Here is a 20148-nt window from a genome sequence, read left to right as displayed (position 1 = left end):
GTCTTCTCGACGTTCGCCGTCGCGCCTGCGATCTCCACGTTCAGCGTGCGCGCCATGATGCCCATCACGGTGAGCATGCAGCTGCCCAGCGCCGTCGCCACCAGGTCCGTGGGAGAAAAGCTCTCTCCTCGACCCTGGTTATCCTTCGGCGCATCCGTGGTCAGCTCGTTCCCGCTCGGACCGTGCACCGCCTTACAGTGCAGCTCGCCCTGATACTCAACAGCAATCGAAACCATTTCTATCTCCATCCGGCGCGATCACAAGCTGCGCCGTGTCTTGTCTATTATCGCGAACGCGGCTCTGGCATTACGCCACCGGCACCGCGTCCTGTTCGCGATCGCGATTCCGCGCCATCATCAGTGGCCCGCAGGCCACAGCCACACCGGAGAGCACCACAAGCCACAGCGCATATTCGAGGCCCACATGCACCGCGGCCCAGCCGATGAGCGGAGGTCCAGCCAGCAATCCGAAATAACCGACTGTCGCCACGGCTGAGATGGCAGGTCCCACCGCGCCGCGCGTCGTCTGCGCCACCGCGGTGAAAACCACCGGAACAATATTCGCCATGCCGAAGCCGGTGAGCGCGAGGCCTACCAGGGCGGCCGGCCAGCTATGCAGCGAGACCGCGCCACAGAAGCCCAGCGCCAGCACGCCGCCGCTCGCCAGCAATGCCTGCTTTGGCGACAGCCAGCGCAGCAGCCAGTGTCCCGAGAAGCGCGCCGCCGTCATCGCGATCGCGTAAGTCGCATAACCCGCGGCCGCCAGTGAGAGGCTTACCTTCAGGTTCGAGCGCAGAAAGACCGCGGCCCAGTCACCCACCGCACCTTCGGCAAAGAGTCCGAAGAAGGCGATCAGCGCCAGACGCAGCGTACTCGCATCCGGCAACCGGAACTTGCCTTCCTCCGAGCCGCCAGCCGTCTCGGTGATGATCCACGGTAGCGCCAGCAGCGCAGCCAGAACCATCAGCGATCCACCGCCGGTAAGATCGAACGTCAAAGACGCGCCGTGGCGCAGCGAGAGACTCGAACCGCTCGCGCCGACAAGGCCTCCCAGGCTCCAGCAACCCTGCAGCGGGCTCATGATCGACTTGCCGAAGTGGCGTTCGACGGAGATGGCCTGCGTGTTGATGGTGACGTCGAAGGCGCCCTTCATCGCGCCGAAGAGAATGGCGCAGACCAGCAGCATTGCGTAGGAGTCGACGAAGCCCATGGCCGCGATGACGAGGCTGTAGCCCAGCGCGACCACACGCGCCACCGGGCGGCTGCCCACACGCGCAATAAGCTGACCGATGAGCGGCATGCTGATGATGGAGCCCACCACCAGCCCAAAAAGCACGATGCTCAGTGCGCCGTTACTCAGCGCCAGCTTCTGTTTAAAGACCGGCACGTGCACTGCCCAGAGGCCAAAGCCGAAGCCGTCGACGATGAACAGCAGTGCCAGCGCAAATTTTGCTGCATTTTCCCGCATACTCTATTGGAACCGATTCGACCTGTGCAGGATCATGAATTTCCGTCGCCGCCTTGATAACCTTTGTGCATGAGCTTCTCGCTCGATGCGCTGCGGGCCTTCGCCATCCTTGCCGAAGAACTGCACTTCGGCCGCGCCGCCATTCGTCTGCACCTGTCACAGCCGGCACTCACGCGCCAGATCCAGCGCCTGGAAGATGACATCGGCGGACGTCTCTTCGAGCGCACCACCGGCCTCGTGCGCCTTTCACCCGCCGGCGAGGCGCTGCTAGAGCGAGCGCGCTCGCTGGTCCGCGAGAGCACAGCCTTTGAGGCACTTGCGTACCAGGCCGCGCGCGGCGAGGCCGGGAGTCTGCGTATCGGCTTTGGCATGGCGGCGCTGGGCGCATTGCTGCCGACCGCCATTCTTGCATTCCGCAAGGCGTTCCCGAATGTGCTGCTGGAGATGCGCGACCTGGGCACGACACGGCAGATCGATGAACTGGTGCAGGGCACGCTGGACGTAGGCTTCATCCGCCTGCCGAGTCCGTCTGAACAGATTGAGACGATCCCGGTGCTGGAGGAAGAGATGCTGCTGGTTGCTGCCCAATCCCGCCTTGCCAGTGCGAGGCTGCGCCTGCGGGATTTTCGCGAAGACCCTTTCGTACTCGTCTCACGCAGTGTTTCCAGTACCTATTACGACCACGCGATGCGGCTCTGCCATGCCGCAGGCTTCAATCCGCATGTGGTGCAGGAGGTGAACGAATGGTTCACCGGGCTGAACCTGGTGCGTGCCGGTATGGGCGTGAGCCTCGCCCCGGCCAGCACGCAGCGCATGCGCATTCCCGGCATCCGCTATCGCTCACTCGAAGACCCGCGCGCACGCTGGCGTGTCGGCATCGCGTGGCGGAAAGATCGCTGGCCGCTGGTAGAGCGGTTTGTAGAGATCGTGCGTGCCCTGCCGGGAAAGAGCACGCACGCATAATTGCGAAGTGAAATATCGGCGGCGCTACACTGCCGCCAGCGCAGCCTCGATACCGCGCTTTGACCGCTCCACCACGTCATCGAGGTTCTGCGACCACAGCGAATCGGGAACACCCTCCGAGAAGATTTCGACGACCAGCGGTCCGCGATAACCGAGAGCCTTCACACGGCGCAGGAAGTCGGTGAGCGGAATCCTGCCCTCGCCCGGCACGCGGCGATCGTGGAAGTTACGCGGCCGCTTCCAATCGGCAACATGCACGAGGAACAGCTTGTCTCCACACAGTGACACCTGATCGAGCGCACTGCTCTCCCACAGGTTGTAGGCATCCGCCGTCAGGCCGAAGTTGGGATGATTCACCTCGTGCACCATCTCAAGCGCCACTTCGATATTGCTCACCGTGGTGCTTCGATTCATCAACGATGCACCCAGCGGCTCGAAGGCTACCTTCACATCGCGCTTCGCGGCATAGTCGGCCAGTCGCTTATAGACTTCCACGCTGGTTCGCCACACCAGGTCCTCATTCCCGCTCGGGTCCGCACCTGTGTTCGTCGGAAAGGCCTTGCCGCGCAGCACGCTCTGAAAACGATCGATAGTGCGGCACATTAAACCCACACGCTCCTGCGGGTCCTTCGGTTCGAGGACGGACATGGAAGGAAACACCGTGAGCACATACGGCTGCACAGAACTCACCGCAATGCCCTGCTCCTCCACCCATGCCAACTCGCGGGCGTAATTGTCCTGGCTGAATTTCGATTCCCAGAGCTCGATGCCGACGCCGTTCCGCTTGTAGCCTTCCACATCCTGCCGCAATGTCCACGGCTTAGTGGTGATCTCGCTGATGCAGATTTTCGGCTCGTTTGTCGTCATTGTCTTCTCCGGGCTCCTCGTTGTTGCAGCCAGACTCGCCGGGCCGGCCGCAAGCGCCAGTCCGGTGAGCTGTATAAAGTCACGTCGATTGGTAATCATCTCTCTTGTCTGTCTGCCTGCTGCATATCCAGATAAAGAGATGTAAAGGAAGAGGCGCGTGTCGGACGTGATTTGTGATGGCTGCGATCAATTGCGCCTATCGATGGCGACGCGGAGGACAAGACAGCTTAGAGAATTCGCCCCGACAGGCAACAACAAAACCCGTCGGGGCGTGGTTCGGTCTTTACTTTTCTTTGAGATTCGCGGGCAGCGTCCATCCCTGCACGTTCTCTGACTTCAACAGCAGATAGAAGTCATACGTCTCGTTGTCTTCACCGTTGTTATGCTTGGCCTGCGCGACGGCCATTGCCTTCTGCGTATTCACCACGGTGCGAGGCGAACTGACCTGCGCAGCTGCGTTGCTCGTCGCAGTAGCAGTAGTCGTGCTGGTGCTCTTCGTGTCCAGCGATTCGAAGATATCGTCGAGCGTGCATGGATCGAGAGGCGGCTCCGCAATGACAGGTAATGTGGGCAGCGTCGTATCCTGCTGCGAGAAATTCAGCGCCAGCGCAAGATTTGCCACCTCATCCGAGGCATCGCGCGAGGTAAGCGGGCTCAGCCCCAGCGCCATTCGATCATCTTCAGCACCGAGGTGTGATCGTAGAGCAGCGAGTTGATTCTCGGCTTGGCAGCATTGCCTTTGGTAAACGGAGAGACCACGATCGTCGGTACACGGCAGCCCAGCAGAGCCTGACCATTCACGAGATCCGTGTCCACCGTATTCGGCGCAATCACACGCGGCGGCACCACGTGATCGAAGAATCCGCCCCATTCATCGCGATTGATCACCAGCACCGTGTTCTTCCATTGTGGACTCGCCGCCAGCGTGGTCACAATCTCACGCAGAAAGATCTCTCCCTTGCGCAGATCTGCGTGCGGATGGTCATCATTTCCGAGGCCATCGTCGAGAATCGTGAACCATGGATCGACGAAGGAGACCGCAGGCAGATTGCCGAGTGTCGCATCGGAGAGAAACTGCGCATACAGGCTCGAAATGCCCGTGTACTTCAATCCCCACAAGGCGAGGAACGGCACGTTCGAGTAGTAATAGCGGCAGCTCACGCCCGCTTCCTGTAACTTGTCCCAGATCGTCGGTAGCGTGGAGATATCGAGTGTGTTGCTCAGACGATCGGTCTGCGCGGCATGCTGAAAAACGCGATTCGGAAATGTCGACGAGAGGATCGATGCAAAGTAGTTGTTCAGCGTCGTGTAATTGCGCGCCAGCGTGCCGAAGAGCGGCAGGTCCGCTTCCTCGTAATAGCCGATGCAGAAGCTGTCGTTCGTGCTTGTGCGCAGCCAGCCGTCCATCTTGCCGTTGTCGTACTCTGACCGGCCACCCGCGTAGGAGTGATCCGGATCGGGATGCTCACAGCCCACGTAATAGTTGAGTCGATGCGTGGACTGCGGATTGCCGTTGTTATCGAGATACGTAAGCCCGGCCTGGCGTCCATTCGCGTTCGGCATCCATCCCAGCAAATGGTCAAAGCTGCGGTTCTCCATCATGACGACGACGATGTGCTCGATGCCTGAGCTGTCCGGCGATGGCAGCAGCTCTGTTGCGGCCTGAATGTCGGTTTGAGCTTTCGTGTCCGTAGCGGTGCTGGCAAGAACAGCAGCGGACAGGCTGGCTGCGCTGCGCAGAAAGGACCTGCGGTCTACGCTGGTTGCTGGGCTCATCGGCGGGGCTCCGTTAAGCAGATTCCGGCAGCAATCTGTCCTCACTACCTGCCCACGCTTATAGAAGTCCCGCGCTGAGACACGTCTCAATATCGTTTGAAAAAACGGTGAAAAGCCACATTCCCGTGCGCGTCATGAAAGCGCATTAAAGTGCACTCAATCTAAGTCCACAGACGCGGCAGCACGCCGTTCGCGCCCGTCACCGGATCACTTTTCGGATAGGGAAGATGCGACATGCGCTCGATGGCGGATGCATCCGGAGCGGCGCGGCAGATATCCCACTGCTGATCAGGCGGATAGGCACCGACGACAAGAAAGTCGTCGCTGGCCCATACCCGGCAATGCCCGGTGCCTGTCGGCAGTACTGCTACGTCTCCAGCCTCGACGCTGACCTCGTGTCCGCCCTCACCGCCCAGCATGATCCGTGCGCGTCCCGCAGCAAAGCCGAGCACCTCATGCGCAGTAGAGTGATAGTGATGAAAGCTGTAAACACCATTGCGCCACTGCGGAGGCCAGCCATTCCGCGTGAAGGCTGCTTCAAAAAGCGATGCCGGATCTTCCCCGCCTGCCGCGATCACGTTGCGGTAGAGCAGCACCGGCAGGTGTTCGTTGTTCGGCATCCATCCACTGCGCGAGAGGCGCAGCTGCTGCGGGTCGCTGACACCGCCGCTTGCGCCGGAGATCTCGCCCTCGGCGATCACTCGCCCTGCAATGGGAGCCAGCCCCATCGCCGTAAGCACCTGCCCGAATCTGCGCCGTGTCATGCTCATGGTGATAAGGATGTCACGCAACGCGCTCGCGATGTCCTTATTTCGGCCACGCGGCCAGCGCCACCTCCGCGACTCCCTCAAGCTCTTTGCGCGAAGCTCCTGAAGCAGCCTGCACCGTGATGCCGTTCGCCACGGTAGTGAAGTATTTTGCCAGTCGCGCCACGTCGCAGCTGGCAGGCAGCTCGCCCGCCTTTTGTCCCTCGCGCAGCCGCGCCCGGAGCCGTCCTTCGGAAGCCTGCCGCCGTGCGGCCATCTTCTCCCGCACCTCCTCGTTTTCCGGACTGCAGGCAAGTGCGGCATGGGTCTGCAGACAGCCCTTCGGGAAACCGCGGCGCGTCGTAACGTCGATGATGCCGCGCAGGGCCGCTGCAACAGCTTCCTTCGCTGTCGGTAACGCGAGCGCCTTTGGCCCGAAGCTGAGCGGTCCTTCCGCATATTTCTCTACCGCCGCGTCGAAAAGCCCGCGCTTATCGCCGAAGAATGCATAGAGGCTGGGCTTGTTGATGCCCATCGCCGCGGTGAGCTCATGCATCGAAGCGCCCTCATAGCCGCGCGCCCAGAAAACCTCCATGGCCCGCTCGGCCGCGAAGTCCGGATCGAACTCTCTCGGTCTGCCACCTTTTGCCGTACTCATTTTTGATTCCTCTGCTTTAATTCTATAACTTTCGGTACAAAATACTGCATCGCCTGCCCTCGGCAAGCCATCTCTTTGACGCAACCATAACAAACGGTACAAAACATCAAGGAGTTCAAGCATGGGAAAGCTCACCGGAAAGATTGCCCTCGTCACCGGAGCCAACAGCGGCCTCGGTTTTGCCACAGCGAAGGAATTTGCCGCCGAAGGCGCACATGTCTTTCTCACCGCCCGCAGGAAAGACAAGCTGGATGAGGCCGTCGCGAAGATCGGCCCTGACGCCACCGCCATTCAGGCCGATGTCTCGAAGCTTGAGGACCTCGATCGCATCTTCGAACAGATCCAGAGAGAAAAAGGCCGCCTCGACATCGTTGTCGCCAATGCCGGCATCGCCCGCTACGGCGTCCTCGGAACCATCACCGAGAAAGACTATTACGACATGTTCGATACCAATGTGAAGGGCACTCTCTTTACCGTCCAAAAAGCGCTGCCGCTGCTTCCGGAAGGCGCGTCGATCATCGTCCTCGGTTCTGTTGTAGGCAGCAAGGGTTCGGGATCCAACAGTGTGTACGCCTCGACCAAGGCGGCGATCCGATCCTTTGCACGCACATGGACCACCGATCTGAAGGCCCGTCAGATTCGCGTGAACACCATCAGCCCTGGTCCTATCGACACCGAAGGATTGCGCGGTCTCTTCGAATCGGCCCCTGCGGGCGAGGCGAGGCGAAACAGCATCTCCGCCACCGTGCCACTCGGCCGCCTCGGTCAGCCGCAGGAGATAGCAAAGGCTGCGGTGTATCTTGCTTCCAATGACAGCAGCTATGTCACCGGCATCGAGCTCTTCGTCGACGGCGGTTACGCGCAGGTCTGATCCAGCGTGGTTGGCGCTCTGCTGCCGAAAATGAGCCGAGCGCCAACGCCTGGACTGCCACTCCCCTCCTACTAAAATTGAGGTATGTCCTACGCAGCCGCTATTGAGGGCCTCTACGCACTTGCGGGAGAGCTCCATGCACCCGCGCCGGGCCAGCCGCGCCGCAAGTTTGAGCTCGACCAGATGCGGACTCTTGCTGCTGCGCTCGGCCATCCCGAAAAAACTTTCCCATCCGTGCTCGTTGCTGGCACAAATGGCAAAGGCTCGACCTCATCCACACTGGCCAGCATCCTCGCGGCTTCGGGACTGCGAGTCGGCCTCTACACCTCGCCGCACCTCACCCGTGTGAACGAGCGTATCCAGATCCTCGCTCCCGGCCAGGCATCTGCAGAAATATCGGACGATGCCTTCGCTCGGCGCTATTTCCAGGTGGACGACACCGCTCGCCGCCTCGTTGCCGAGCGTGCGCTACCCGGCTATCCCAGCTTTTTCGAAGCGATGACTGCCCTCGCTTTCCTCAGCTTCTCTGAGGAAAGTGTGGACATCGCCATCCTCGAAGTCGGCATGGGCGGCCGTCTCGATGCCACGAATATCGTTGAGCCGCTGGTCTCCGTCATCACCGACATCTCTCTCGACCATACCGAGTGGCTTGGCCCTACGATCACCGACATTACCCGCGAGAAGGCTGGCATCCTGCGTGAAAACGGCACCCTCGTCACGCTGCCGCAGCATCCCGAGGCGAATCAGGCCATCGGCGAGATTGCTGTCGCACGCAACGTTGAAGGAGTGAACGCAGCCGACTACATCCCGTCGCGCACCACCGAGAGCGGCACTTATCCGGTTCGCGTACTGGATGAGACCATCGAGGTCGCTTCGCCGCTTCCCGGGGCGCACCAGCAGCGCAACGTCGCGCTAGCCATTGCGACAGCGGTAGCGATTCGTAACCGTATCAGTGACAATTTAGGGAACAAATTCAGGATCACCCCCGCTTCCATTGCGGAAGGCATCCGCAAGACAAACTGGCCCGGACGTCTCGAGCAGATCGGCCGCCTACTCTTCGATGTCGCGCACAATCCCGCGGGCGCCTGGGCGCTGCGTGCCGCGATTTCGCGTCTCGATCCTGAGCCGCGGCCGCTGGTTGCCGTCTTCGGATGCCTCCGAGACAAGGCCATCGCAGAAATTGCGCAGGTACTTTTCCCTCTTTTCGACAGGGTTATCCTCACCGAGGTTCCTTCCCCGCGTACGGCCACGCTCGCCGAGCTCTCTGCTGCCGCAGCTACAACCGGAACCATCGCGGAAACCGCTTCAAGTCCCCGGGAGGCACTCGAGAGAGCCTATGCCCTGGCCGGGGAATCCGGTCTTGCCGTAATCACCGGCAGCGTCTACCTCGTAGGCGAACTCCGCCCTGCTGCTCTCGCGCACCTCACAGCCCCGGAAGCCAATCCGGAGGCCTGAAAGATACCTATATGCCTCGCTCGCTCCAGCCTCGTCCCAGTCCGGTGCCATTTGGCACGTGGCTCTTCAGCTATGCCTTCCGCGCCCCGGCTTTCTTTCTGAGCACGGGATTCTTCGGAAGTCTGTCCCTCCTTTCCTCGCTCTGGGATAAATCCGGCCGTCAGCAGCACGCCATCGCCCAGAGCTGGGGACGCGTCATCACCCGGATCAGCGGGGCAAAGGTCCGAATCCTGAATCCGGAAAATCTGGATGGACGCATCGCCGTCTATTGCGCGAACCACCTGTCCTATATGGATACGCCGGTCATCTTCGGTTCGCTGCCCTTCCAGTTCCGCATCGTTGCCCGGCATGAGCTCTTTGGCCTGCCTTTCATCGGCTGGCACCTCACCCGCTCCGGACAGGTACCCGTCAATATCAGCAATCCCCGTGCCTCCATCGGTAGCCTCAGCTCCGCGGTCCGCACCCTGAAGTCCGGCCTGCCGCTCTTTATTTTCCCCGAGGGAGGCCGCTCCGAGTCCGGACATACGGATGAGTTCCTGAACGGCCCTGCCTTCATGGCTCTGAAAGCGAAGGCTCCCCTCATTCCCATGGCTCTTATCGGGACCTGGGAGCTTCTACCCATGCACAACAAGGTCTTCTTCCCGGTGGAAGTCATACTGGCCGTGGGAGAGCCGATCGAGACAACCGGCTATTCCGTCCGGGAACTGGATAAGCTTACGGCCCATCTCCGGGCGGAGATTAGCCGCCTTTATTATCAGCACTCCTGGCTCGAGGCCCCCGCCCTCCCCGCAGAGGCCCAGTTTGAGACCATCACCCTCGAAGGAACCGAACAATGAGCACCCCCCGCATCGCCATCCCTGTTCCGCACAGCTCGGACGCTGAATACAACAGCCGCGCCCTGCCTCAGTATCTCCACGCCATCGAGGCCGCCGGCGGAATTCCGGTCGAAATCCCACTCTCGGCCTCCCCTGTCGAGGTCGCGCGCCTTGTTGCCTCCTGCCAGGGAGTGCTTCTTCCGGGTTCGAAGGCGGATATCGATCCTGAAAAATACGGCCATCCCCGCATTTCGGCCTGCAATGAGGCTGATTCTTCCCGGGAAGCCGTTGACGAGTTGTTGATCCAGGACGCGGCGAACCTCGACAAGCCGATTCTTGGTATCTGCTACGGTCTGCAGTCGTGGAACGTATGGCGGGGCGGCTCGCTGATCCAGGATGTCCCGACGCAACACCCGACAACGATCAACCATGCCCCGGGGCGGACCGTGGTTGACGCACACACGGTCACAGTGGAATCCGGAAGCCGGCTGGCAGCGATTCTGGGCCTCAGCGGCGCCGAAACGCCTCTGACGGTCAACAGCAGCCACCATCAGGCCATCGATCAGCCCGGAGATCGTCTCCGCGTCGCTGCGCGGAGCACCGAGGACGGCATTCTTGAGTCCCTCGAAGGCACTGGAGATACGTTTGTGCTTGCCGTGCAATGGCATCCCGAACGCACCTACGACATTGACGCCGCTTCCCGGGCGATTTTTGCCGCGTTTATCGAGGCTTCCGCCTCATGGCAACCCCGCGCGATTCGAGAGTCCGTCGCGCCCCAGGCCTCTGCCCAGTGAATACTCCTACAAACTGGGCTGAGAGGCTCACCGAGGCTGTCCGAGAGGCCGGCCTCGAATCCCTTCCCGACGGCGCTTCTGCACAATTCGCCGCGTATCTCGAACTCCTCCTCAAGTGGAACTCCAGGCTGAACCTCACCGCGATCCGGAATCCCGAAGAGATCCTGCGCCGCCATTTCCTCGAGTCCATCGAGTGTGCCCTTGCGCTTCCCGCCGTAGCCGAACTTCCCGCCGCTACGGTGCTCGATCTTGGCTCAGGGGCAGGTTTTCCCGGAATACCGGTCGCTATCCTCAGACCGGAGATCACCGTAACCCTCGCCGAGTCCCAGGCAAAGAAGTCGTCCTTCCTCCGGGAGGTTGTCCGCACCCTCGGCCTCAACGCCCGGGTGCATGACGGCCGCATCGAGACGATGCCGGAGGCCCAATATTTTGGCGCGGTGACCCTCCGCGCTGTCGACAAGATGGTGGAAGCCACGTCTTTGGCCGCGAAGCGGGTAGCAAGCGGCGGATACCTGGTGCTGTTCGCCACGGAGACGACCCAGGCAGCGGTAAAAGAGGCCGTCTCGGCTGTTCAGCCCGGCCTTATCTGGCTTGAGAATTTGCCCATCCGCAGCAGTGGGCACGGATTTCTCCTCAAAGGCCATCTGCCAGCCTGATTCCACCGTGTTCCACGTGGAACATGGCTTTTTTGAGCCTACCTCTGGCTTGAGCGTTCCATGTGGAGCAAATCGGCTTTCGATTCCTATCCCAAATGTTCCACGTGGAACATCCTCCAACACAGCCTGCACCCCTCCAATGTTCCACGTGGAACACGCCACGATTTCCACCGATTCCGGTGCACTTACCCACAACCACCCCGAAGCGGCGAAAATCTTGCAAACCCGCTCCAGACGCGCACTCCACGCACTCTCCCTTGTGCATGCCTGAAAACTTTCCACAATTTTCCTCCGCTTTCGCACAGCCTTTCCCGTTGCACCCCAGGCCTTCGGATCGATACCCTTTTTCTTCATGGCAGACGCCCCAGCAACCAGCACAACCACCGTCCTCGCTGTCGTCAATCAAAAAGGCGGCGTCGGCAAATCCACCACCGCTATCAATCTGTCGGCAGCACTGGCCCTCGAAGGCCTTCGCGTCCTTCTGATTGACTGCGACCCGCAGGCCAATTCGACCGGCGGCTATGGCTTTCCTCGCGATGATGAGCGGAAATCGACCTATGACGTCCTCGTCGGCGAAGCCACCATCGCTGAGGCGCTGCAGGCCACCGAAATTGACACGCTGAAGCTCGTTCCATCCAGCAAGCACCTCATCGGTGCCAATGTGGAACTTATCGAGCATGAGCGCCGTGCCTATCGCCTGCGCGAGGCTATCAATGCCGTCCGCGCCGACTACGACTATGTCGTGCTCGATTGCCCGCCGGCCCTCGACCTGCTCACCTTAAACGCGCTGGTGGCTGCGGACCGCCTTCTGGTGCCCATGCAGGCCGAATACTTCGCCCTGGAGGGCATCAGCGAGCTGATGCATACGCTGGAACGCGTCCAGGGCTCGCTCAACCCCGAGCTCCAGATCGAAGGCGTGCTGCTCACCATGTACGACGACCGCACGAACCTTGCCCAGCAGGTCACGGAAAATCTGCGCGAATTCTTCAAGGACAAGCTCTTTAAGACCACGATCCCGCGCAATATTCGCCTTGCTGAGGCTCCGAGCTACGGAAAGCCTGTCCTTACCTATGACCCACGCTCACGCGGCGCTGAGAGCTATGCCGAGCTGGCGGAGGAGATCCTGGGGCGCCACAAGCGCGTAAGCCCAAAGGCAAAGGAACGCAAGGCAGCAGCAGCGCAAAAGCCCGCGGCCAAGGTCCGCTTCTGGCCCTACGGATGAGGCGCTAGCGCCAAGCCAGCCTCACCGCCCGCAACCCCAAATGACTCCCCCGCTCGAAGGATCTGCTCATGCCGCCAGCCGCCCCAAAAGATGCCCCTAAGCGCCGCGCCCTTGGCCGCGGACTCGACACCCTGCTGCCCCGCGCCGCCGCACCGGCACCCGCCAAGCCGGAACCCGAGCCCGAGGCAAAACCGCAGGTCATCGAAGGCACGCCGCGTGAGGTTCCTGTTGGCGATATCGATCGCAACCCCTACCAGACCCGCACGCGCTTCGATGAGGCCCAGCTCAATGAACTGGCCGCCTCTGTCGCCGCCACTGGTGTCGTGCAGCCGATTCTGGTCCGTCCCCTGCCCAATGGCCGCTTCCAGCTGATCGCGGGCGAGCGCCGCTGGTTGGCATCGCAACGCGCCGGCAAGGAAACCATCCCTGCCATCCTGCGCACCGTGTCGGATGAGCAGGCGATGGAGATGACCATCGTCGAAAACCTGCAGCGCACCGACCTGAACCCGATGGAACAGGCTCGCGCGTATGATCGCCTGGCAGGCGAGTTCAAGATGACGCAGGAACAGATGGCCAAGCGCACCGGCAAGGATCGCGCCTCGGTCTCGAACTTCCTCCGCCTGCTGCGCCTGCCGGAGGCGATCCAGACCCGCGTGGAAGCTGGCGAGCTCAGCTTTGGCCATGCCCGCGCCCTGCTTGCGCTGGAGAACCCGGAGACCATCCTCTCTGCCGCGCAAAAGGTCATGGCGCTCTCCATGTCCGTTCGGCAGACGGAAAGCTATGTACAGGGCATCCTGAACCCGGAAAAGAAAGAAAAGGGCAAGGAGAAAGAGAATCGCCAGGCCGGCGACCCCAATGTGCGAGAGGCCGAGCTGCGCCTGCAGCGCGCCCTTGGCCTGAAGGTTCGTATCGAAGACAAGAAGGGCCGTGGCCGCGTCATCATTGAATATGCGCGTCTGGAAGACTTCGACACGCTCTTCGAGCACTTCGTCGACTAACTCCTAAGCGTCACAAATTCCCTTCGGGGAGCGGTTCCCTATCGCATAGCATGGCTCTATCCATGCACGCCCGCTCCCTTTCTGCTCTCCTCGGCTTTGCGTTATTGACTGCCTACGCCGCACCAGCACAAACTCCCGCCGCAACTTCTTCGACGCAGGATATTTCGATACCGAAGGATCCTAAAGAGCTGCTGTCGCTTGCTCGTGAGGTCAACGGCCTGTCCTCCTCGGACATGAAGCCCTGGCACATCAAGTACAGCTACCAGACCTTCGACAGCGACGGAAAACAGGTAAACCAGGGTACCTTCGAGGAGTGGTGGGTCGCGCCGGATAAGTACAAGCGCGAGTGGGTCAGTACTCACTTGAATCAGACCGAATATCACACCCGGGATGGCTATTTTCGCGTTGGAGATGAGGGTTCACCATCCGTTGCCGAGCTCACCGTTCTGAATAAGGTCGTCACGCAGATTCCGCCAGAGGCAAAGCTCGCCGACTATACGATCCAGCACCGCGATAATCCCTACCCTCACGCCAATCTCACCTGCGTTGAAACGGCAGGACACCTGGATCACATCATTCCGGGTGCGCCGGAAGGCATCTTCCCTTTCTACTGCTTTGACCAGGATAAGCCGATTCTTCGTTCCGCAGGCTCCTACGGCAGCCACACTGCTCTCTACCAGCGCATCGGTAGCCTCGGAGGTCATTACATCCCTATCGATCTGCAGATCATGGATGCAGGCAAGAACTACGCCACGGCTCACCTTGAAGAGGGTAACCTCATCCCGACAGTCAATGAGACAGCCTTTCAACCACCTGCCGATGCGGTTCCGGAATCAAAAATCAAGATGATTGCCGCCAGCGCGGCGGTTTTGAAAGGGTCGAGAGTAGGCGGCGCTCAGCCGATCTATCCGGTAGGGTCGAAGCAGGACCGCATCCAGGGCAAGGTCATCCTGCCTGCCCTCATCGAGGAAGATGGCTCCGTACAACAACTTGAGGTGCTTACCGCACCCGACTATCGGCTAGCGATCGCAGCGATTATCGCCGTACACAGCTGGAAGTACCAGCCCTACCTGCTCAACGGCAAGCCGGTCAGCGTAGAGACACAGATCAACGTGATCTATACGCTAGGAGGATGATCGAGAACCTCGCCGCCCTCACCACGGAAGCCCGCAACCCGGCCACTGCCGACCTCGACAGCCGTTCGACCGCTGACCTTGTCCGTGCGCTTCACGTCTGTGATCAGGAAGCGGTGGAGGCTGTCGGGCGCGAGTCGGATCGCATTGCCGCCGCCATCGATGCCATTGCCGCACGGCTGGGACGCGGTGGGCGGCTCTTCTACTCCGGCGCAGGCACCTCGGGGCGGCTGGGCGTGCTCGACGCCTCCGAATGCCCTCCGACCTACAACACCCCGCCGGAAATGGTTCAGGGACTGATTGCAGGCGGCGACCATGCCCTGCGCCACCCCGTGGAAGGCGCGGAAGACGATGAGCAGCAGGGGCAGCGCGACCTTGAGGCGCGAAGCTTCTCCGCTAAGGATGTACTGGTCGGCATTGCCGCCAGCGGGCGCACGCCGTATGTTCTCGGCGGCATCGCCTACGCCCGCCGGCTCGGAGCCCTTACCGTCGGCCTCAGCTGCGTGGCAGGCTCGCGCGTCGCGCAGGCTGCGGAACTGGAGATCACGCCCGTCACCGGCCCCGAAGCAGTCACCGGCTCCACGCGCATGAAGGCCGGGACCGCGACCAAGCTGGTGCTGAATATGCTCTCCACCGGCGCGCTGGTGCGCCTCGGCTACGTCTACGGCAACCTGATGGTGAACGTGCAGCCGACCAACGCCAAGCTGCGCGACCGGTCGGCCCGCATCGTCTCAACCCTGACCGGCCTTGATACCCCGGAAGCGGCGGCTCTGATTGAGCAGGCCGGTGCAGTAAAAACGGCAGTCGTCATGCACCGGCTCAAACTCGACCGGGCTGCCGCCGAAGCTCACCTCCGAAAAGCGAACGGAAATCTGCGGCTCGCGCTCGGAAGCGCCTAAAGGAAGGCTCGCAAACCCCTATTATTCCTAAACAAAACTCATTTCGTAACCGATACAGATACATATGGATCGATTTCCGTCGAATACGTAATAGTTACAGTTACGATATATACCGATTTTGCGCTTGATCCAATAAACACGCGGCCATGCACGCCGCTCACACCAAAATCCCCGTTTCGATTACCCTGAAGGGTTGATCAAAGCTACGGAGCGCCGTCTCTCTTGAAGAAACAATCGAATCTGAAGAAAACCACCACCGCGCCGAAGGCGCGGAAAACGGAAAGCCCAGTCCTCATCGGCATCGTGATGGGCTCGAAGAGCGACTATGACGTGATGGCTCCGGCCGTCGAGATCCTGAAGGAACTCGGCATTGCGCATGAAGCCCGCGTCGTCTCGGCCCACCGCACGCCCGACTGGCTCTTCGAGTACGCCGAACAGGCGGAAGGCCGCGGCCTGCGTGCCATCATTGCCGGAGCCGGCGGCGCGGCGCACCTGCCAGGTATGCTCGCAGCCAAAACGACCGTGCCGGTCCTCGGCGTGCCCGTGCCTGCCACGCTGCTCAACGGCCTCGACTCGCTGCTCTCCATCGTGCAGATGCCCAAGGGCATTCCCGTGGGCACGCTGGCCATCGGCAAGCCGGGAGCCGCCAACGCCGCGCTCTTCGCCGCGCAGATGCTGGCCACCACCGATCCCGAACTCCGCGCAAAGCTGAAGGCCTGGCGCGAAGCCCGTCGCGACGAAGTGCTTGCGCAGGAGCTGCCCCAGTGACTCTGAAGACTGCCAACCCCATTCTTCCCGGCGCGACCATCGGTATCCTCGGCGGCGGCCAGCTGGGCCGCATGATGGCCATGGCTGCGCGCTCGCTCGGCTACCGCGTGCAGGTGATGGACCCCGATCCCTCCTGTCCGGCGCGCTTCGTTGTGGATGCATGTTTCGAAGGCGGATGGAACGATGCCCGCGCCGCAGCCGACCTCGCGCGCGGCTCGGACGTTATCACCCTTGAGATCGAACAGGTTTCGCTCGCCTGCCTGGACGCCGCGCAGAAGTATGCACCTGTGCGCCCTGGCCGCGCACTGATGGGTACCATCCAGGACCGCATCCTGCAGAAGACGTGGCTTGCTGAGCACGGCTTCCCGATCGGCGCATGGCGTGCGATCGAGTCCGAAGAAGATCTCGTCAAGGCAGTGGCAGAAATCGGTCCGCGTCTCTTCGTGAAGAGCGCACGCGGCGGCTATGACGGCCGCAGCCAGGTGAAGCTCGGCTTTGGAGACGCGACCCCCCCCGCAGAAGCCTGGAAGCTGCTCGGCGGAAAGCCGTGCGTTGCAGAGCAGGCCGTCGATCTCGACAAGGAGATCTCGGTGATGGTGGCGCGCGCGCCCAACGGCGAGACGAAGAGCTTCTCGTCCGCGATGAACCACCACGAGAACCAGATCCTCGCGTGGAGCGTGATTCCTTCGTCCATCCCTGCTGATCTTGAGAACAAGGCTCAGGGCATCGCTGCACGCATCGCGAAGGAGTTCGAGCTTGAGGGCCTAATCGCGGTCGAATTGTTCATGACGAAGTCCGGCGAGCTGCTGGTGAACGAGCTCGCGCCGCGCCCGCACAACAGCTATCACGCGAGCGAGCGCGCCTGCGTCACCAGCCAGTTCGAGCAGGCGATCCGCGCGGCGTGCGACCTGCCGCTGGGCGATGTGTCGGTGGTGCAGCCTGCAGCGATCTCGAACCTGCTCGGGGACCTTTGGTTCGACGAGGACGGTAACTGCCGCGAGCCTCGCTGGGATGCGGCACTCGCGGTTACCGGAGTTAGATTGCACTTATACGAGAAGCACAGTGCGCGTCCGGGAAGAAAGATGGGGCACTTATCGGCGGTGGGTGCAACGCCGGAAGAAGCTGTTGCGCGAGTGCTGGAGGCTCAGGATAAGTTATAACTTCAGCGAGTCTTTCAGGAGCTGGCAAGCTAGCAAGCCAGCGGTCGGGCACAAAGACGGTTAGTGATGAAGCGGCCAGCTGGGAATGTCTCCCTTCTGGCCGCTTTACTTAACCTATCAACAAACAGATTGTCATCCCGACCGGAGCGCAGCGAAGTGGAGGGACCTGCAGTTCTTATTAAGCAGCCTCTTTCAATAGATATCTCGCTTCGGCACTTCGAGACCAGCTAAATCAAATACCATCTCCCAACCGAGTTCGCGCGCAACACCGCTCTTTGGCGACCATCGATCCACGATGTGATACCTGCCATTCTTAACGCCCTCGATAATCCATTGCGATCCATCCAGGCCGCCTTGATCGCTAATAGGATTCGGCGTCGTCCAAAAACCCTTCGCCTCCACCTGAGCCAAGAACGCTTTCACATCAGCTTCCTTCATAGGCCAAGTATCATTCTCTAGCAACGCACCGGGTGGGTAGCCTCCAGCACCTCCTCCAATCTTTAGAGCCAACATCCATTGCTTCTTTTCGTTGCGAAATAAACGCACGGAGACTGGGTGATTGAAGGAGCGCAGCCAGAGAAACCGATAGCACTCCGCATCGTGATCTTTGGCCAGAGGATAGATCGGACCTTCCTGCAGCGCATGAAGGCTACCCGAATACCATTGGTTTTTGAATGCATCCAGATCGCTTTTTGCACTCAGCGATCCCACAGGAAACATCTGTGCCTGACCAAGACAAACAGGACTCATCAATGCCAGGGCTCTTCACTCTTCCTCCGGATATAAGCCTTCACGTTGTCTCGATACGAACTTAGACACCAGAGCCATATCTAAGTTCCAGGCATATCCGAGCTGCGTGAGATAAGAAGAACCGCAGGTCCCTCCACTTCGCTGCGCTTCGGTCGGGATGACATGGGTTAAAAAAAGACGGCCAACAGGAGCAACCTCCCGCTGGCCGTCTTTATGACTAACTGCTAACCGCGAACTAACCGATATCTTCCGACCAGTTCTCTAGCGTCTTCTTCACTTCCGACATGAACTTACCCGCGTCGGCGCCGTCGATAGTGCGGTGATCGAAGCCGAGGGTCAGGTGCAGGAAGTGGCGGATGGCGATCGACTCGGTGCCGTCCGGAGCGGTGACGACCGCGGGCTCCTTGAAGAGACCGCCGACGCCGAGGATGGCGCTCTCCGGCTGGTTGATGATCGGCGTACCGAACTGCTCGCCGAAGATGCCGGGGTTGGTGATGGTGAAGGTGCCACCGCTCACTTCATCCGGCTTCAGCTTCTTGCCGCGTGCGCGCTCCGCCAGGTCGGCGATGGAGCGGGCGATACCCAGGAAGCTCTTCTCCTCTGCCTGCTTGATGACAGGCACGATGAGTCCCCACTCGAGCGCGACCGCGATGCCCACGTTAATGTTCGCGGGGTAGCGGATCGCATCGCCTTCCATCTGCGCGTTGATGATCGGCAGCTTTTTCAGGTTGGCGATGACGGCGCGAGTGATGAACGGCATGTAGGTGAGCTTCACGCCGTTACGCTGCTCGTACTTGCTCTTTTCCTTCTCGCGGAGCTTCACGATCTTGGTGAAGTCGATCTTGAAGACGGTGTGGACGTGCGGGCTGGTGCGCTTGGAATCGACCATACGCTGCGCGATGATGGAGCGCATCTTCGAGAGCGGAACCAGTTCGCCCGGCGTGGGAGCAGGCGCGGCCGGTGCGGCCTTCGGCGCAGCAGCGGGAGCCGGTGCGGCAGGCGCGGCGGCAATAGGTGCCGGGGCAGCCACCGGAGCCGCGGCAGCAGCCGGCTTCGCCAGGTAAGCTTCCACGTCTTCCTTGGTGATGCGTCCGCCCGCGCCGGTGCCCGTCACCTTGCTCAGGTCGATGTTCTTGTCCTTGGCGATCTTGCGGACCAGCGGCGAGGTGCGGCCGTACTCGGCCGAGCCAGCGGCCTCGTCTTCCTCGGCGGCAGCGGTGGAAGCAGCAGCCGGAACCGGCGCACCGGGGGCAGCAGGGGCAGCCGTCGAAGGCGCCGGAGCTGCAGCAGCCGGGGCCGAAGCGCCAGCCGCGCCGCCGATGGTCGCGACCACAGTGTTGATCTGCACCGTCTTGCCCGCCTCGACCTTGATTGCCGTCAGCGTGCCGGCCGTGGGCGAGGGGATTTCGGCATCGACCTTATCGGTAGAGATTTCAAAGAGCGGCTCATCGCGCTCCACCTTGTCACCTACCTGCTTGAGCCACTTGGTGATGGTGCCCTCGAAGATGGACTCGCCCATCTGCGGCATCACCACGTCGGTCGCCGGACCGGCGGCAGGAGCCGCGGGGGCTGCAGGAGCGGCCTGAGCCGGAGCAGCAGCGGCGGGCGCAGGAGCCGATGCCGCGGGAGCAGCCGCAGCAGGAGCGGGAGCCGATGCACCGCCCTCCTCCTCGATCACCGCGACCACGGTGTTGATTTGCACCGTCGCGCCGCCCTCGACCTTGATCTCCTTCAGGGTGCCAGCCGCAGGCGAGGGAATCTCCGCGTCCACCTTATCGGTGGAGATTTCAAAGAGCGGCTCGTCGCGCTCCACCTTGTCGCCCGGCTTCTTGAGCCACTTGGTAATCGTTCCCTCGAAAATCGACTCGCCCATCTGGGGCATCAGTACATCGGTCGGCATGGATTTCCTTTCGATCGCGAAGCTGAAAAATGAGATACGGTGTGATGATCCGACCCACGCAACGCCCAGGCTCGAACCACAATGTGAACTGCGTGCGCAAACCCCTCGCTCCCAGCCGGTCCGAGAAAAACACGCGTCCCGGCTGCCGAGGCAGCCAAACACATTAGTCTAATCCACGCCGGGTACACTTGGCATCGCACAGGCCGCAAAGCCTTTCCAGTCAACCGAAAACGGCCCGCAAGCCGTCTCA

The 20148-nt window shown here is 61.2% G+C and carries 21 protein-coding genes; 12 read left to right on the top strand and 9 right to left on the bottom strand.

The window, feature by feature from the left end; all coding sequences use genetic code 11:
• A partial coding sequence (locus QM649_RS07415) for an OsmC family protein (protein ID WP_415198385.1) occupies nt 1-236 on the bottom strand: 236 nt, incomplete at its 3' end.
• A gap of 70 nt (nt 237-306) precedes the next feature.
• Complete coding sequence (locus QM649_RS07410) at nt 307-1467, bottom strand: MFS transporter (protein ID WP_415198384.1); 1161 nt, start codon at nt 1465-1467, stop codon at nt 307-309.
• 69 nt (nt 1468-1536) lie between these two features.
• Here QM649_RS07410 and QM649_RS07405 point away from each other — a divergent pair, with 69 nt between their 5' ends.
• Nucleotides 1537-2430, top strand: a complete 894-nt coding sequence (locus QM649_RS07405; RefSeq protein ID WP_415198383.1) for a LysR family transcriptional regulator — start codon at nt 1537-1539, stop codon at nt 2428-2430.
• A 24-nt stretch (nt 2431-2454) separates the two neighbouring features.
• Here QM649_RS07405 and QM649_RS07400 read toward each other — a convergent pair whose 3' ends face one another.
• The 5 genes from QM649_RS07400 to QM649_RS07380 form a co-directional block, all read right to left on the bottom strand.
• Nucleotides 2455-3297 (bottom strand): sugar phosphate isomerase/epimerase family protein, encoded by an 843-nt coding sequence (locus QM649_RS07400; protein WP_415198382.1) that lies wholly within the window; start codon nt 3295-3297, stop codon nt 2455-2457.
• A gap of 283 nt (nt 3298-3580) precedes the next feature.
• Nucleotides 3581-3967, bottom strand: a complete 387-nt coding sequence (locus QM649_RS07395; protein WP_415198381.1) for a hypothetical protein — start codon at nt 3965-3967, stop codon at nt 3581-3583.
• Complete coding sequence (locus QM649_RS07390) at nt 3952-5073, bottom strand: alkaline phosphatase family protein (RefSeq protein ID WP_415198380.1); 1122 nt, start codon at nt 5071-5073, stop codon at nt 3952-3954. Before QM649_RS07390 ends, QM649_RS07395 begins: the two co-directional genes overlap by 16 nt.
• Before the next feature lie 161 nt (nt 5074-5234).
• Nucleotides 5235-5837: a cupin gene (locus tag QM649_RS07385; RefSeq protein ID WP_415198379.1), complete on the bottom strand. Its 603-nt coding sequence runs from the start codon at nt 5835-5837 to the stop codon at nt 5235-5237.
• A 43-nt stretch (nt 5838-5880) separates the two neighbouring features.
• Nucleotides 5881-6477 (bottom strand): TetR/AcrR family transcriptional regulator, encoded by a 597-nt coding sequence (locus QM649_RS07380; RefSeq protein WP_415198378.1) that lies wholly within the window; start codon nt 6475-6477, stop codon nt 5881-5883.
• A 121-nt stretch (nt 6478-6598) separates the two neighbouring features.
• Between QM649_RS07380 and QM649_RS07375 the strand changes: the two genes are divergently transcribed.
• From QM649_RS07375 to purK, 11 genes are all read left to right on the top strand, one after another.
• Nucleotides 6599-7348 carry an SDR family NAD(P)-dependent oxidoreductase gene (locus tag QM649_RS07375; protein WP_415198377.1) on the top strand — a complete coding sequence of 250 codons (750 nt, stop codon included), beginning with the start codon at nt 6599-6601 and terminating at the stop codon, nt 7346-7348.
• An 84-nt stretch (nt 7349-7432) separates the two neighbouring features.
• Nucleotides 7433-8803: a bifunctional folylpolyglutamate synthase/dihydrofolate synthase gene (locus QM649_RS07370; RefSeq protein ID WP_415198376.1), complete on the top strand. Its 1371-nt coding sequence runs from the start codon at nt 7433-7435 to the stop codon at nt 8801-8803.
• A gap of 11 nt (nt 8804-8814) precedes the next feature.
• Complete coding sequence (locus tag QM649_RS07365) at nt 8815-9639, top strand: lysophospholipid acyltransferase family protein (protein WP_415198375.1); 825 nt, start codon at nt 8815-8817, stop codon at nt 9637-9639.
• A complete protein-coding gene (locus QM649_RS07360) occupies nt 9636-10412 on the top strand; it encodes a gamma-glutamyl-gamma-aminobutyrate hydrolase family protein (protein WP_415198374.1) in 777 nt (258 codons plus the stop codon). Before QM649_RS07365 ends, QM649_RS07360 begins: the two co-directional genes overlap by 4 nt.
• Nucleotides 10409-11068, top strand: coding sequence for a 16S rRNA (guanine(527)-N(7))-methyltransferase RsmG (gene rsmG, locus QM649_RS07355; protein ID WP_415198373.1), 660 nt, complete (start codon nt 10409-10411; stop codon nt 11066-11068). Before QM649_RS07360 ends, rsmG begins: the two co-directional genes overlap by 4 nt.
• A gap of 352 nt (nt 11069-11420) precedes the next feature.
• Nucleotides 11421-12290 carry a ParA family protein gene (locus QM649_RS07350; RefSeq protein ID WP_415198372.1) on the top strand — a complete coding sequence of 290 codons (870 nt, stop codon included), beginning with the start codon at nt 11421-11423 and terminating at the stop codon, nt 12288-12290.
• 68 nt (nt 12291-12358) lie between these two features.
• Nucleotides 12359-13288, top strand: coding sequence for a ParB/RepB/Spo0J family partition protein (locus tag QM649_RS07345; RefSeq protein ID WP_415198371.1), 930 nt, complete (start codon nt 12359-12361; stop codon nt 13286-13288).
• Nucleotides 13289-13350: 62 nt separating this feature from the next.
• Nucleotides 13351-14424, top strand: a complete 1074-nt coding sequence (locus QM649_RS07340) for an energy transducer TonB (RefSeq protein ID WP_415198370.1) — start codon at nt 13351-13353, stop codon at nt 14422-14424.
• Nucleotides 14421-15320, top strand: a complete 900-nt coding sequence (gene murQ, locus QM649_RS07335; protein ID WP_415198369.1) for an N-acetylmuramic acid 6-phosphate etherase — start codon at nt 14421-14423, stop codon at nt 15318-15320. The genes QM649_RS07340 and murQ overlap by 4 nt, the downstream gene beginning before the upstream one ends.
• Nucleotides 15321-15626: 306 nt before the next feature.
• On the top strand, nt 15627-16088 hold the full coding sequence (gene purE, locus QM649_RS07330; protein ID WP_415198388.1) for a 5-(carboxyamino)imidazole ribonucleotide mutase: 462 nt from the start codon (nt 15627-15629) through the stop codon (nt 16086-16088).
• Nucleotides 16085-17248: a 5-(carboxyamino)imidazole ribonucleotide synthase gene (gene purK / locus QM649_RS07325; protein WP_415198368.1), complete on the top strand. Its 1164-nt coding sequence runs from the start codon at nt 16085-16087 to the stop codon at nt 17246-17248. The genes purE and purK overlap by 4 nt, the downstream gene beginning before the upstream one ends.
• Before the next feature lie 192 nt (nt 17249-17440).
• Here the strand turns inward: purK and QM649_RS07320 are convergent, their stop codons facing one another.
• The gene (locus QM649_RS07320) at nt 17441-18001 is read right to left on the bottom strand and encodes a hypothetical protein (protein WP_415198367.1); all 561 of its coding nucleotides are present in this window, start codon (nt 17999-18001) and stop codon (nt 17441-17443) included.
• A gap of 232 nt (nt 18002-18233) precedes the next feature.
• Entirely contained in the window at nt 18234-19898 is a 1665-nt protein-coding gene (gene sucB, locus QM649_RS07315; RefSeq protein WP_415198366.1) for a 2-oxoglutarate dehydrogenase, E2 component, dihydrolipoamide succinyltransferase, read from the bottom strand.
• Nucleotides 19899-20148 lie beyond the last annotated feature (250 nt).

Origin of the sequence: Silvibacterium sp., from assembly GCF_047605705.1 — a bacterium.
GTDB lineage: Bacteria > Acidobacteriota > Terriglobia > Terriglobales > Acidobacteriaceae > Silvibacterium.
The sequence above is the reverse complement of the archived record's forward strand: the minus strand, read 5'-3'. Positions and strand labels throughout refer to the sequence as shown.

Coding starts and splice junctions, on each gene's coding strand:
- QM649_RS07350 (WP_415198372.1), top strand. CDS start 11,421: ATGGCAGACGCCCCAGCAACCAGCACAACCACCGTCCTCGCTGTCGTC.
- sucB (WP_415198366.1), bottom strand. CDS start 19,898: ATGCCGACCGATGTACTGATGCCCCAGATGGGCGAGTCGATTTTCGAG.
- QM649_RS07385 (WP_415198379.1), bottom strand. CDS start 5,837: ATGACACGGCGCAGATTCGGGCAGGTGCTTACGGCGATGGGGCTGGCT.
- murQ (WP_415198369.1), top strand. CDS start 14,421: ATGATCGAGAACCTCGCCGCCCTCACCACGGAAGCCCGCAACCCGGCC.
- QM649_RS07365 (WP_415198375.1), top strand. CDS start 8,815: ATGCCTCGCTCGCTCCAGCCTCGTCCCAGTCCGGTGCCATTTGGCACG.
- purE (WP_415198388.1), top strand. CDS start 15,627: ATGGGCTCGAAGAGCGACTATGACGTGATGGCTCCGGCCGTCGAGATC.
- QM649_RS07400 (WP_415198382.1), bottom strand. CDS start 3,297: ATGACGACAAACGAGCCGAAAATCTGCATCAGCGAGATCACCACTAAG.
- QM649_RS07345 (WP_415198371.1), top strand. CDS start 12,359: ATGCCGCCAGCCGCCCCAAAAGATGCCCCTAAGCGCCGCGCCCTTGGC.
- QM649_RS07375 (WP_415198377.1), top strand. CDS start 6,599: ATGGGAAAGCTCACCGGAAAGATTGCCCTCGTCACCGGAGCCAACAGC.
- QM649_RS07360 (WP_415198374.1), top strand. CDS start 9,636: ATGAGCACCCCCCGCATCGCCATCCCTGTTCCGCACAGCTCGGACGCT.
- QM649_RS07395 (WP_415198381.1), bottom strand. CDS start 3,967: ATGGCGCTGGGGCTGAGCCCGCTTACCTCGCGCGATGCCTCGGATGAG.
- QM649_RS07340 (WP_415198370.1), top strand. CDS start 13,351: ATGCACGCCCGCTCCCTTTCTGCTCTCCTCGGCTTTGCGTTATTGACT.
- QM649_RS07410 (WP_415198384.1), bottom strand. CDS start 1,467: ATGCGGGAAAATGCAGCAAAATTTGCGCTGGCACTGCTGTTCATCGTC.
- QM649_RS07370 (WP_415198376.1), top strand. CDS start 7,433: ATGTCCTACGCAGCCGCTATTGAGGGCCTCTACGCACTTGCGGGAGAG.
- QM649_RS07405 (WP_415198383.1), top strand. CDS start 1,537: ATGAGCTTCTCGCTCGATGCGCTGCGGGCCTTCGCCATCCTTGCCGAA.
- QM649_RS07390 (WP_415198380.1), bottom strand. CDS start 5,073: ATGAGCCCAGCAACCAGCGTAGACCGCAGGTCCTTTCTGCGCAGCGCA.
- QM649_RS07380 (WP_415198378.1), bottom strand. CDS start 6,477: ATGAGTACGGCAAAAGGTGGCAGACCGAGAGAGTTCGATCCGGACTTC.